Origin of the sequence: Lysinibacillus sp. G4S2 (genome assembly GCF_030348505.1) — a bacterium.
Taxonomy (GTDB): Bacteria; Bacillota; Bacilli; order Bacillales_A; family Planococcaceae; genus Lysinibacillus.
Map to the genome: position 1 here is coordinate 2,235,341 of NZ_JAUCFJ010000002.1, position 13,403 is coordinate 2,248,743.

Here is a 13,403-nt window from a genome sequence, read left to right on the forward strand (position 1 = left end):
CGGAATGTGCAGTCAAGTACATATTTTGGTGAAGAGCCCAAATTTCAAAATAATAGCTTTATATAAATTTATTCCACGAAATCAAAAAGTGGAATTACCACCTTTTTTTCCGTGACACAAAGTTTTTACTAACCATGTAGGAGGAGTGCTTATGCGGTGGATTGTACTCGGTATTCTGTTTTTGGGGTTTTTAATTAACTTTGCTGATAAAAGTGTAGTTGGTCTGGCCTCGGTACCCATAATGGATGAATTAGGATTGTCCTATGCGCAATGGGGCATCATTGGCAGTAGCTTTTTTTGGATTTTTCCTATTGCTGCCATTGTAATTGGTGCACTGACAGATAAATTCGGCTCTAAAAAAATGATTACCATTATGCTATTAGTATGGTCTGTGCTTCAATTTGGAGGCTATGTGATTGTTGGATTTTCTACACTTCTGTTGTATCGCATTTTACTTGGTATGGCTGAAGGCGGCTATGCACCAGCCTCTTTACGTCTACTATTCTCTTATTTTCCAACTGAAATGCGAGCGAGGGTTACGACTATTTTTACATCAGGTGCAACAATTGGAGCTTATGCTGTTGCACCGATAGTTGTGTTTTTAATTCAAGCATTTGGTTGGAGACATACATTTGCCATGATGGGGGTAGCTAGTCTCGTATTACTTATTTTATGGGTGTTTGTTGTGCCTAAAAAGAGTCCAACACTTTATGAAGAAGTAGAAGTAGTAGAAACACCAAAAAACAAAGTGACGTGGGCAGAATTATACCCAGTATTATTGTCTAGAACATGCTTATTTACACTCTTTGCAACGTTTGGTTATTTCTGTTTATCTAGTTGGATGCAAATTTGGATGCCTTTATACTTTACACAAGTTGTTAAATTGTCTGAAATGAATATGGCATACTCTACGTTGATGATTGGTGGATCATCTGTATTTATCGCCTTCTTAATGGCATGGATTTCTGACAAAGTGTTTAAGAAAACTAAGAGTATTCGTAGAGCACGTGTTGGTGTAACAGGGGCTGGAATGTTAGTAGGTTCTGTATTCTTCGCTTCACTTTATTTTATTCATTCACCAATATGGTCGGTTATTGCAATTAGTTTAGCGTATGGCTTAGGATACCTTATACTTTCAACATCACATATTATTATGAGTCATCAACTGCCAGAACGTACTTCAACTTTATCAGGTATTATCGTGGCATTCCAAAATGTAGCTGCGGCAATAAGCCCAATTTTAACAGGCTTTATTATTGAAATGGTTGGGAAAGACCATTTAGCACAAGGATTTAACTATTCATTTTTAATGGTTGCAGGAATTATTTTTATTGTAGCTATCTTGTTTATTGCTTTAGTTCATCCGGATCGAAAAAAAGCAGACGTGCAAGAAGCTGTAAATTAAAAATTTGCAAGATACGAGGAGTGGGGATATGGAATTTACAGAAAAAGTTGTGTTGATTACAGGTGCAGCTGGAGGTATTGGTAAAGAAACTGCTAAACTATTCGCTTCTCACGGAGCAAAGCTAGTATTGGTTGATTTGGATAAGAAAGCGGTAGGTGCACTTGTCGATGAATTGCAGCTAGAAGATTATTTAATCCAAGAAGCAGATGTTACAAACGAACAGCAAGTAGCAAATTTTGTGCAAAATACAAAAGCTAAATTTGGAAAAATAGATGTATTTTTTAATAATGCAGGCATAGAAGGAAAAGACGCTTCTATTATCGAAACAACTGCTGAAGATTTAGATAAAGTTCTAAATGTAAATATTAAAGGTGTTTTCTTTGGCTTAAAACATGTGTTGGCGCTGATGGTGGAACAGGGATATGGCAGTGTGATCAATTCAGCGTCTATTACAGGGCTTCGAGGTGCTAGAGGACTTGCACCATATTCAGCATCCAAACATGCAGTTATCAGCTTATCAAAATCAGCAGCATTAGAAGTTGTAGATGCTGGAGTTCGTGTAAACGCTATTTGTCCTGGCTATGTAGATACACGTATGATGCTTGCCATTGAAGAAGGTAAAGCGTCTGGACAAGCACAGCAATTAAGAGCAAAGACAATGGAGAATGTCCCAATGAAACGTTATGCGAAGCCAGAAGAAATAGCTAATCTCGTGTTATTTTTAGCCTCAAATGCGTCCTCCTATATTACGGGAAGTCATTACGTGATTGATGGCGGTCTTCTAGCATAATAATGGCTCATCACCAACTTTTGGTGATGAGCCATTATTAAACTCTGAGAAATATTTTTTCTTAACAGTCAACTGTGTCATTATTTTCTATACATATTTGAATTTGACAACTATAAGATTCTGTATTAAAGAAATCGTTATATAACTCCACTTCCATGAAGCTTTTTACCTTTAAATTATGCTCTTTTACATATTTAATTATTTTATTTCGACGCTCCTCTTCATTTTCTTTCCTATAAGCTATCGTTAAATACTTTCCTTTTGGTAATATTTTTATATTTTGTTCAGCTTCTAAAGTGGCATTTCCTTGAAGTCTACTAAAAACATACATTGGTACTACATTCGACTCTGCCTTAACGTTGTAGAGGATTCCTCTTTCAAGTGACATTTTTCCGCCTTTATCTTGAATGATTTTTTCTAAGTCTGAATAGTATAGTAATTCCTGCAAACTTCCTACTTCATCACAAGGGGCTACAACTACAGCACGCTGTTCAAGGAACTGAATAGAAATCTCATCATTCATTAATAGTTCCTTAGAAGTCTCTACCTTCGTATTTAAGTTATCAATGGTTTGGATGACTTCCTGCATTTTCTTTATTTTTTCTGCGGCTTCACATTTTTTTAATTGTAAAAATGCTAGTAATTCATTCGTATCACAATTCTTAAAAATATCTTGAAGTTCGACGATACTTGTGTTTAACTCTCTACAGCTTTTAATAATATCTATATGAATAAATTGATCTATAGAATAGTATCTATAACCTGTTGCTTCATCAATATTTTTTGGAATAAGAATCCCCACTTTGTGATAATATCTTAACGCTTTTATTGTAATGTCTTTCATTTTCGAAACTTCGCCAATAGAAAATAAATGTTGCATCTTAATCACTTCCTTTATATTTTTCCAGTTTTTTATCCAATGTAATTAAATTAGAAGGCTCTGATTCGCTGTGAGCGAGCGTCGGGCCGCTTCCTTCACTAGGCACGTGCAGGGTCTCGTCTGTCTCGCTTTCCAGCGGGAGTTAAGTAGCCCTACGCTAGAATCAGTTAAAATAGGAATATATTAGCTCTTCACCATAATGTGTGGTTGATTTCTTTGATAGAAAGAGCTTGTTTTTCGATAAAAGCCCAAAAAGTTTCGATAAAGAGCGATTTTGTTTCGATAAATCTTCAAAGTATTCCTTGCGCTGAGACAACTTTTTTTGGCTCTTCGGCAAAAAAACGAGTGGGTGATTTCCGTTCCGACTGGGCGCGTCCGATGAGCCGCTTCACTCGCGTTGCTCGCTTAGGGTCTCATCTATGACGCTAATCCCCAAGGAGTCGCCCAGCCAGAACGAAGATCAACTAATACATGACATATGTTTTAACAAATGTCATCCACAACTTTTGGTGATGAGCCAATATATTAGCAAAACAAGAAAAACCCTTTCATCGCTCAATTATAAATCTATTTTTTTCCTAATCAACACGCCTGATATTTTTCCGTACAGAATCGTTGACTCTCCTCTTAGGGGAGACGTTAATATCATAATATAAGGTATTCGCAAGAAATACTAAATAAATTTACTTATATAACAGGGAGTTTTTAAACATGGAAAAAGTAATATACAGAAGTCTAGTTAAAGAAGATTATGAATCCGTTAAAGAATTGATTGGTGAAGCATTTGGTTTCAACGAATTTATTAAGGATAAGAAATTTTTAGATTCTGTATTAACCATCTATCTTCAAGGTTGTATTTTAGAAAGCTCATTTAGCAAAGTAGCAGAAAAAGACAATAAGGTGATTGGTATTATTTTGGGTGATTCAAAAAAAGACAAAAACCGTTTAAAGAAAGCTCATAATATTTTCAGCCTTGCCACTTCCATGCTTAAAGCACTTATGACTAATAAGGAAAATAAAAAATTCATGAAAGAGTTTGGAAAGGTTCAAGAGGCATATAAAGAGCTTATAAACGGAAAAGAAAATGATTTTCAAGGTTGTATAGAATTATTTATTGTATCGGGGGAATCAAGAGGTCTTGGGGTTGGGAAGGCTCTAATGAATCATCTGTTTAATTATATGGAAAGTATGGATGTAAAATCTTTATATTTATATACAGATAATAGATGTAACTATGGATATTATGACAGTCAAAACTTCGATCGTATAGATGAAAAAGAAATTCAATTTGATAAAACGAAAGAAAACCTTAACGTATTTTTATATAGTTATGATTTTTAACTAGAGGCGTTAATGTACCGGACATTGCGCTTAGGGCCAATGTCAACCAGTTATACTTATCCAAACTATATAAAGCATAAAACAAGCGCACACCACATGACAGGTGTGCGCTTGTTTTCGCTTACTTTGTGAATGGTAGCTACGAGTTGCTGTTTGTGAGAGATTTTTTTAAGAATCCCTTGTGTGCAGTACGATAATGTAACTTCAAAAAGAAAAAACTTTTATAGCATTTTATTCAATGGCCCTTACGAGAATAAAGATTCAAACATATGATAAAAAGATTCAAAATTCATAAGAAAAGGAGAAACGAATGAGTAAATGTGAAATTTTTGATTATATTATTATTGGAGCGGGCACTGCAGGTGGAATTATAGCAAAAAAGCTTACTGACGATAACTGTACATCTGTATTAGCACTCGAAGCAGGTACAAATTTAACGAAGCAACTTAGTAGTCCCTCGATAGAAGACGCACTGAATTTTGCGAATGATAATAAGTTTTCGTATAATATTTTATCGAAAACAGAGCAAACGCTTGGTCGTCAATTAAGATTAGCAGGTGGTAGAGCAATCGGTGGCAGTTCATCGCATAATGCGATGTATGCCGTACGAGGCAGTAGAGAGTTATATAATGAATGGGCAAGTTTAGTAGGAAATCAGTGGGACTATCGAAATATTACTCCACTATTTAAAGAAAATGAAACTTATACAGGAGCTTCACAAAATCCAAATCAGCGGGGAACTGACGGTCCTATCTTTATCCGACAACAAATTACTCCTGCAAGAGGATTAATCAATACACTCGCTCAGGCATCTTCTGATGTATTAAACATTCCGATTGCTAGAGATTATAATACTGGGATAAGAGATTGTACATTTTTAAAATCTCAATTTTTACAACAAGAAATAGAGGATGAATTTGTTCGTTCCTCAACAGCTACAGGATATTTAAATGAAACGATTGTTACACAGGGCAATCAAGTTGACTCTGATGAGTTTGGTGTTGATGGAAGGAAATTAATTATTTTAACGAAAACAACGGTAAATAAAATCCTCCTTCAGAAAAAAGGCGAAGAGTACGTTGCATATGGGGTGGATTTTGTACGAAATGGTAATTCTCAAATGGCATTTGCGAGAAAAGGTATTATTGTGGCAGCAGGCGTTTTCTCTCCTACTATTTTGCAACGCTCAGGGATTGGCAAACTAGAGGATCTAGAAGTTGCTGGTGTACCAGTTCTCATTGAAAATGAGCATGTTGGGCATAATCTTCAGGCACATCATGCAGTGGGGATGGGTGTAGAAGTTAGAACAGACCGACTGTTACCAATATTATTTGCAGATCCGAATGAACCCATTGCATTAGGCGCCTTTAAAAAAGTAACTGGACCTGGCCGTAATATTCAAATACTAGGCGTTCCATCGCCACTCTTTGTACCAAACCAAGATGTACTCATTAATAATTGGGAATTCAATATTAATAATCTAAGTAACGTAATGAGTTTTGGTCTTGTCAATTTAAACCCCAAAAATCGAGGTGAAATTGTCATTGCTCACAGCGATCCAGAGGCGACACCAACACTTCAATTTAACCCACTAGATAATGACGACGACCTTAATTTCATCATCGATCAATATATTGAAGTTTATAATATTGTACAAAGAGCTAAACAGTTAGATCCAAAAGGTATTTATCGTACTGTGTTTCCAGATGAAGCGATTTTTAAGTTAACAGATGAAAATGAAAAACGAAGTCAACTAGCTAATTTTGCGAAAGCCTCCTATATTAGTTTTGAACATTATGGCGGGCAATGTAAGATGGCAAAATCGATTCAAGATGGCGTTGTTGATGGGTTTTTAAATGTATTCGGAACAAAAAATTTAAAAGTAGCAGATCTTTCAGTTTCACCAATATTACCTGATGGAAATACAACCCTTGCTGCACAAATGATTGGCTTAAATGCTGTGAAATTCATTCAAAATGAACAACAAACGGATACGATACAAGATTATGAATTCCAATTTTTTATGGACAAGATTGAATAATTTTCATTGAGGACACTTAATGGGTGTTTAGTAAAAAAATATTGTACCGTAAAGAAGAAGCCAAAAAGAATTTATGGATATTAGTAAATCATTGAAAATTTACGATATTAATAATAGAACCAAAAGTCTATCTGTTAATAGGTAGGCTTTTTATGTATTTCATTAGGTGTATTGTTTCACCATTTTTATCCATTCTGATTTACTTGAAGACGCTGATTTCTGCTAAAGGCTACTCGTGTTCATGCGGGCGAGCAGTCGAGCCGCTTCCTATGCTACGTTGCTGCTGACACTTCGTTTTCGCGCAGATAAGCATTGTTGCTGTCGCTACGTTTGCACTTCGCTTTCGTACAGAAACATTCGCTTCATGCGGGATCTTGTCTGTCTCACTTTCGCTACGCTACAATCAGTTAAAAAATGATGTGTTGTTGTTTTAAGTTGTAGAGGAGAAAGGGGATAAAGTAGTTCTTTCTCCTGTAAATCTAAAAAGAAAAAAGAAAGAAAATGCGATCATCTCTTTTGCTAATTGTAGATGGTGAAATATCTTATCAAGCGTGTTGATTAGGAAAAAAATAGGTTTATTATTGAGTGGTAAAAGGATTTTTTTGTTACCACTTCGCCAATATATTTCCATTTTAACTGATTGTAGCGTAGGGCTACTCGACTCCCACGGGAAAGCGAGACAGACGAGACCCTGCACGGAGCAGAGCGGAGGAAGCGGCTCGACGCTCGCCCGCAGGAAGCCTTGCTCTGCGCGAAAGCGAAGCGTCAGCGACAAATGTTTTATCTGTGCGAAAGCGAAGCGTCAGCAACAAAGCGAGTAGCCCGTAGCGGAAATCAGCCTCTTTGAATGTATAAAAATGGTTAATCAACACGCCTAATATCTTATATCAAAAAGGTTCGTCAATTGTTGGCAATCCTATTGCACTTCCTGTAACCGAGAATAATATTGCCTTATCAAGAGGATACAAGCGTTACTTGTGCAGAAGAATTAAAGATTAAGCAAGTAATCATTATTTTGTTGGATAATGCAATGAAATATAGCCATGATAAGATACAGATTTATTTAGATAAAAATGCCCAATATGCCATTATACGTGTAAAAGATTATAGTATTGGAATCCTTCAAAATGAAATGAATATATTTTTGAACGTTTTTATTGAGTGGAAAAACAAGAAATCGAGAAACAGGAAGAACTGGTGGATAAGACTTTAAAAAAAATAATAAAGGACGGCAATCCATGGGCGATGTTACAGCATATATCGATCAGTTTGGATATATTGTGTTATTTACAGCACTTTTACTAGAATTACTCGCACTCCCATTACCTGGAGAAGTGCTTATGAGTTATACTGGATTTCTTGTTTACAAAGGAGATTTAAATTGGATATTAAGCATAGGAATAGCTGGTACTGGATCTTGTTTAGGGATGACCATTTCCTACTGGATAGGTTATAAATTAGGAAAACCATTCTTTGAAAAATACGGTTATCGTGTTCATTTAGGGCCAAAACGATTAGAAAATACATCTTTGTGGTTCAGCAAATACGGCAATAAGCTCTTGGTTATCGCCTTTTTTATACCTGGAATTAGACATATTACAGGGTACTTTTCTGGGATTACCAGACTTCCCTATAAAACCTATGCTATTTTTGCCTATACTGGGGCATTCCTTTGGGTGACAGTATTTATTTCACTCGGTAAAATATTGGGGCCACAATGGGAGATGTTTCACAGTTCAATTAAAAAATACCTCATTATTGGTGGAATAGCTATTGCCATTATTATTATCGTTTATTTCCTATACAAAAAAAACAAAACATTCATTATAGAGTCGACCACTAAATTATTAAACATAACTTTGACAATATTCCAGACGAAAAGGAAAGTTGCATTTCTATTAGCACTGACTTTAATACTGACTTTAGGACTAATCATTTTAATGATAGGAATGATAGAGGACTTCCTAAGCAATGAATTTACCACTTTTAATCAGGTTGTGGGTATGTTAATGCTGTTAATTTTCAACCAAAATTGGTCAGAGGCTATGCACATATTCTCATTAATGGGTTCGAGAATAGTTCTTTGTATCGTGATTATTTTTACTCTATTTTTGATTTTATTGAAGGGGCAAAATAAATTAATGGAATTAAGCTCTTTTTTGATAGTTCTTGTTGGGGGAGAGCTGTATGAAGAAGGTTTAAGAACAATTTTCCAAAATCATTTTCCAAACGAGCAAACTCTAATGAATTTTATCATCTATGGTTTCGCAAGTTATATTGTTGTTCGTTCTGTTGAAAGTCGATGGATTCACACCTTCGTTCCAGTTACTGGATTAGTTGTATTAATACTAATCGCAATCAGTCATTTGTATTTTAACGATGAACTTCCAAGCGATATTACTGCTGGTTTTGTTTTTGGTGGAGTTTGGTTAGGTTTAAATATACTTTTACTTGAAATATGCCGATTACTAAGAAGTATAGATAGGCATCAAGCAAATACAAAATAGAGGATATCGGGAGTAAAAAATCGATTTATACAAAGAAAGGAAAGAAGGTAGAGCAGTAACAAAAGCTTGGGCGGATAAAATAACTTTAGATGCAATGAATGAATAGAGGCTGGGACAAAACTGGTCAAAACCTTGAAAAGCGCGAGAAATCAATACGTTGATTTCTCGCGCTTTTTTGATGTTGAATTTTGCCTTGAAAATATACTTATGTCCCAGCCGTAATTCTAAAAAGATTTTCTTTTATACGTAATTTATTTTATCACTTATTTAATAATCTGTTTATTTTTTTAGAAAAGTTCATACATTGTTTTTCTTATTTAATACTGGTATAATTTTGGGAAAATTCAAATAAAAGGGCTCGTTACCAAAAGTTACGGATGACATACGTTATGGTGATGATATCCATATAAAAAGAGTAGTTACATCGGGGGGACCGATCGATTTGCTTAAACGAAAAATCTGGAGCAAAATTTTATGCTCTATGTTAGTGTTAATGATCTTGACTTCATTTCCATTAAACAGCACAGGTGGCGATGAAAATAAAATATCTGAACCTAGCGAGAGAGTTTCTCTAGCATTACCGAATTCCACACAATTACATTTGGAAGCCAATGGTTTACTACTACAAAAAACAACAAGTTCCAATAAAACGTATATTCGTTCAATGGATCAAACAACGGTTTATGATCTATTTGAAGATGGGGAAAACTTAGGTTCTATCAAGGTTACTGTTCGAGAAATCGATAATGGGGATTTCTTCATTTTCACTCAATTACAAAATAAAAGCAGCAAAGGGTATAGTGCTTCGATATCGTACCCTATCAGCGGAAATGTACAGTATGATTTGATAGATTTTGAACGACAGGAAATTCAACATGAGCACGATAATGTATCAGGTGTAGATCCAACCACCTATCCTATCGGTCTGTTAAAAGTAAACGAAAACGAAAACGAAAACTTAGTTACTAATATGATGATAAGCAGAAACTACGTAACGAAAGAACTGATAAAAAAGTATGAGAACGGTGACAAGAGTGTGGTTCGGGAGTTGACGAGTGAAAATAAGAACTTGAATTTAATTAAAGATAATAATGGACTTACTGTAACACTTCCACTTCACTCAGTAGGAAATGATTTATCTGAAAACTGGGTGTTAGTGGCACAAGAGCCTCTGTTTAAAAAAGAACAAGCTCTCGATGAATGGATTAGTCAAAGTACCAAACATTACAAAGAAATTAACAAATGGTATACAGCCGAAGGGCCTTATACAAAACTCCCGTGGTCGATCGAACCGGAAACTAAGTTAGGATATGGGCGAAATCTAGTGAGGGTTCAAGATAAGAAAGCATTAAATTACTATGAAACTACACAGGAGCGATACTTCTACGATTTGCTATTAAATTCTATTGCTAACTTATTTATTTTTCAAGGAGATAAAAAAGGGTTATGGGAAACGGAGTATACGAGTACGTGGTTGAAAAAAGATTACGGAATCAATGCTCCCTATATCGATACTAGGCATAACGAAAAAATCGCGTTATTCCTAAAAGAAGCTGGGAACATTCTTGACATCAAAGAGCTCAAAAACTCGACCATCATCTATGCGGATTTCTTGGTCAATCAGGCGAAAAACGGAAACATAATAGAAGTTCCCAAAGGTGGTTACCTTGTGACTGATTATTATTCTCCTCAGCAGGCAAAGAAGACACATGTATCTTTAAATCATGCTTTAGGAGAAATGAATTTTTTACTAGAAACCTATCAACAAACAAAAGGAGAATCCTATATAGACGTAGCCAGAAATATGAGAAGGGGCGTTGAAAGCATCGGAGAAAAATGGTTACGAGAGAATGGGGATGTGTGGTATCAAGTGAATGGTGATTTCACATTTGAAGGAACCGATTATCCTCTCTTGACTTTAGAAGATTTACTGAAGTCTCAACAAACTTGGGAGGCAGTCGGAGAAAAACGAAGTGAAATATTTGATCGTCTCATTCGCTCGAAAACACAATATCTTGTGGAAAGCAAACAGGAAATTCTTCGACCGGTAGCAATTTCTCTCATCAACCAAGGATTTGGGGATATCATAGAAGGATACAATAATATTCCTAAGTTCTAATAAAACCCATTAAGGCTATTCTTACTCTATAAATGGGGGTCGTGATTGTTTGACAATAAAGGAAGAAAATGACCAATATTTTTTATAAAAATCAATCTTCATACTATTATATAAGAGCAGGCGTGTTGATTAGGAAAAAATAGGTTTATTTTGATCGATGAAAGGGTTTTTCTTGTTGCTATTTAGTATCGAGCCCCAAAACAGAATCGCTAAGCTACTTTCGTTCGTTTTATAGGAATACTTTGAAGATTTATCGAAACAAAATCGCTCTTTATCGAAACTATTTGAGCTTTTATCGAAACAAAATCTCATTTTATCGAAACTATTTGGGCTTTTATCGAAATACAAGCTCTTTCAATCAAAGAAATCAACCACATGTTATGATGAAGAGCTTGTAGCGTAGGGCTACTCGACGCTCGCTCGCAGGAAGCCTTGCTCTGTGCGAAAGCGAAGCGACAGCAACAAATTGTTTTATCTGTGCGAAAGCGAGTAGCCCGTAGCGGAAATCAGATCCTTCTAATTTAATTAGGGTGGATAAAAATGGTTAATCAACACACCTGATATAAGAGTCCATTTTGATTAATTCTTTAAAAATGGATTCTTTTTATTTATCTCAAAATGCACGTGACATTGACCAAAAGGTGTTACTAGAAAAATAAAAATCCCCTGTGAGTGTATACCCAACTTAAGGTTTAAATCAAATTCAATAAAATTCTTCCTGATGCAGTCTCATAATCGATTACTCCTGAATTTTACCAATATCTTATTGACCTAATAAAAATTTAGCTGTATTGATTGACCCTCCCCTTACAGGAAACATTATATTTATAACAGGAGGGAGGTGATTGTTATGTTGACAATTGGTGAGTTTTCAAAAATATCACATCTCACATTGAAAACTCTTCGCTACTATGATGAAATTGGACTTTTAAAACCTGCTTTCATAGACGCTAAAAATAACTATCGTTATTATAATATTTCTCAATTAGAAACAGCTTTATTGATTGCTCGCTTAAAAAGCTATTTATTTTCGTTAGAAGAAATTAAGGTTATTTTAGCTAATTGGGAGGATACCGAACTTTTTAACTCTAAAATGAAAGCGAAACAACAAAATCTGACACAACAGATTACATTTTATTCTTCGTTGTTAAAAAAATTAAAGCTTGATATTCAACTGTTAGATGAAGAAAAAAATATCATGGGTTATTTAGATCAGATTGAGATTAAACTTGTGGATCACTTAACCTATAATATATTATCTCAACGAAAACAAATGAATACTGCTGATTTTCTAATGCACTTTAATGAGTTGTTTTGTAAAATTATGTTTGAAAAATTATCAGCTATTGCAAAGCCACTTGCTATTTTCCATAGTTCAGAATATGAACCTGAAAATTATGATATAGAAATGGCGATTCCCCTTGCAATGGCCACAAATGAAACAAAAGTGTTTAATCCTGGTCTTTGCGCAATGGCTGTGCTTATTGGCTCTTACGATGATTTACCTTCTATTCATACAAAGCTGCATGTTTGGATTGAGGAAAATAACTATAAACTGAACGGTGCTCCGTTTGAAGTTTATCAAACGGACCCTATAGTACACCGGAGGAGAGTAATATCATAGAGGTATATTTTCCTATAAAGTAAAAAATGAAGGAGCGTCTTGCAATGTATGGTATAAAAAAGTCAACGATAAAAGAAAAAATCTTGATATTAGTTGCTGAGATTATCTATTTAATCATTGCCTATTATTTGCTTTTCATTACATATGACAAATCAGGCATTTCACTTGGACTTTTTATTGCTTTAATTATTACAGCTTTACGATTAACAGCTATGATGTTTATATGGTTGCCTAGGGGGATTGCATGGCAAGAAGCCATCATGAACAGTATAGCTTTTGGGATTTATTATTTAGGTTTCCCCATTTTAATGATTACTAGTAATCAGGATCCAAACGTAACAGTACTTATTGTAGGCTGGGTATTATTTTTAGGTGGCAGTATGTTAAACACAGTTTCAGAGTTACTTAGAAAACCTTTTAAAGACAATCCTGAAAACCAAGGTAAACTATATACAGATGGATTATTTAAATATGCAATTCATATTAATTATCTTGGAGATTGTCTTTGGGTACTAGGTTTAGCGCTAATCTCCAACAATATTTATAGTTTGCTTATCCCTCTAAGCTTATTCTTAGTATTTGTTTTTGGCTATATTCCAAAATCTGATGACTACTTACAAAACAAGTACGGAGAACAATTTACAATATATAAACAGAAAACTAAAAAACTTATTCCTTTCGTTTGGTAAATAGTAG

At 34.9% G+C, this 13,403-nt stretch carries 9 protein-coding genes and 1 pseudogene; 9 read left to right on the forward strand and 1 reads right to left on the reverse strand.

All coding sequences use genetic code 11. The annotated features are described in order from the left end of the window. Nucleotides 1-151: 151 nt before the first annotated feature. Both QUF91_RS11420 and QUF91_RS11425 read left to right on the forward strand, forming a co-directional pair. On the forward strand, nucleotides 152-1,405 hold the full coding sequence (locus QUF91_RS11420; RefSeq protein ID WP_289417841.1) for an MFS transporter: 1,254 nt from the start codon (nucleotides 152-154) through the stop codon (nucleotides 1,403-1,405). 28 nt (nucleotides 1,406-1,433) lie between these two features. Then, nucleotides 1,434-2,195, forward strand: coding sequence for an SDR family NAD(P)-dependent oxidoreductase (locus QUF91_RS11425; RefSeq protein WP_289417842.1), 762 nt, complete (start codon nucleotides 1,434-1,436; stop codon nucleotides 2,193-2,195). A gap of 61 nt (nucleotides 2,196-2,256) precedes the next feature. Here the strand turns inward: QUF91_RS11425 and QUF91_RS11430 are convergent, their stop codons facing one another. Continuing rightward, a complete protein-coding gene (locus tag QUF91_RS11430) occupies nucleotides 2,257-3,075 on the reverse strand; it encodes a MerR family transcriptional regulator (protein ID WP_289417843.1) in 819 nt (272 codons plus the stop codon). Nucleotides 3,076-3,786: 711 nt separating this feature from the next. On the opposite strand from QUF91_RS11430, the gene QUF91_RS11435 reads away from it, so the two are divergent. The 7 genes and pseudogenes from QUF91_RS11435 (at nucleotide 3,787) to QUF91_RS11460 (ending at nucleotide 13,396) form a co-directional block, all read left to right on the forward strand. Beyond that, nucleotides 3,787-4,416: a GNAT family N-acetyltransferase gene (locus QUF91_RS11435; RefSeq protein WP_289417844.1), complete on the forward strand. Its 630-nt coding sequence runs from the start codon at nucleotides 3,787-3,789 to the stop codon at nucleotides 4,414-4,416. Between the two features lie 310 nt (nucleotides 4,417-4,726). Further along, nucleotides 4,727-6,457, forward strand: a complete 1,731-nt coding sequence (locus QUF91_RS11440) for a GMC family oxidoreductase (RefSeq protein WP_289417845.1) — start codon at nucleotides 4,727-4,729, stop codon at nucleotides 6,455-6,457. Nucleotides 6,458-7,487: 1,030 nt separating this feature from the next. After that, on the forward strand, nucleotides 7,488-7,670 hold the full coding sequence (locus QUF91_RS28120) for an ATP-binding protein (RefSeq protein WP_353957869.1): 183 nt from the start codon (nucleotides 7,488-7,490) through the stop codon (nucleotides 7,668-7,670). A gap of 25 nt (nucleotides 7,671-7,695) precedes the next feature. Next, on the forward strand, nucleotides 7,696-8,964 hold the full coding sequence (locus tag QUF91_RS11445; RefSeq protein WP_289417846.1) for a VTT domain-containing protein: 1,269 nt from the start codon (nucleotides 7,696-7,698) through the stop codon (nucleotides 8,962-8,964). A 442-nt stretch (nucleotides 8,965-9,406) separates the two neighbouring features. Beyond that, complete coding sequence (locus tag QUF91_RS11450) at nucleotides 9,407-11,083, forward strand: S-layer homology domain-containing protein (protein ID WP_289417847.1); 1,677 nt, start codon at nucleotides 9,407-9,409, stop codon at nucleotides 11,081-11,083. A gap of 850 nt (nucleotides 11,084-11,933) precedes the next feature. Then, nucleotides 11,934-12,730, forward strand: a pseudogene (locus QUF91_RS11455) (MerR family transcriptional regulator). A 21-nt stretch (nucleotides 12,731-12,751) separates the two neighbouring features. Next, nucleotides 12,752-13,396, forward strand: a complete 645-nt coding sequence (locus tag QUF91_RS11460) for a methyltransferase family protein (RefSeq protein WP_289417849.1) — start codon at nucleotides 12,752-12,754, stop codon at nucleotides 13,394-13,396. Nucleotides 13,397-13,403 lie beyond the last annotated feature (7 nt).

Bases quoted from the DNA above. Each gene is read 5' to 3' on its own strand.
- QUF91_RS11420 (WP_289417841.1), top strand. From the start codon at position 152: ATGCGGTGGATTGTACTCGGTATTCTGTTTTTGGGGTTTTTAATTAAC.
- QUF91_RS11425 (WP_289417842.1), top strand. From the start codon at position 1,434: ATGGAATTTACAGAAAAAGTTGTGTTGATTACAGGTGCAGCTGGAGGT.
- QUF91_RS11430 (WP_289417843.1), bottom strand. From the start codon at position 3,075: ATGCAACATTTATTTTCTATTGGCGAAGTTTCGAAAATGAAAGACATT.
- QUF91_RS11435 (WP_289417844.1), top strand. From the start codon at position 3,787: ATGGAAAAAGTAATATACAGAAGTCTAGTTAAAGAAGATTATGAATCC.
- QUF91_RS11440 (WP_289417845.1), top strand. From the start codon at position 4,727: ATGAGTAAATGTGAAATTTTTGATTATATTATTATTGGAGCGGGCACT.
- QUF91_RS28120 (WP_353957869.1), top strand. From the start codon at position 7,488: ATGAAATATAGCCATGATAAGATACAGATTTATTTAGATAAAAATGCC.
- QUF91_RS11445 (WP_289417846.1), top strand. From the start codon at position 7,696: ATGGGCGATGTTACAGCATATATCGATCAGTTTGGATATATTGTGTTA.
- QUF91_RS11460 (WP_289417849.1), top strand. From the start codon at position 12,752: ATGTATGGTATAAAAAAGTCAACGATAAAAGAAAAAATCTTGATATTA.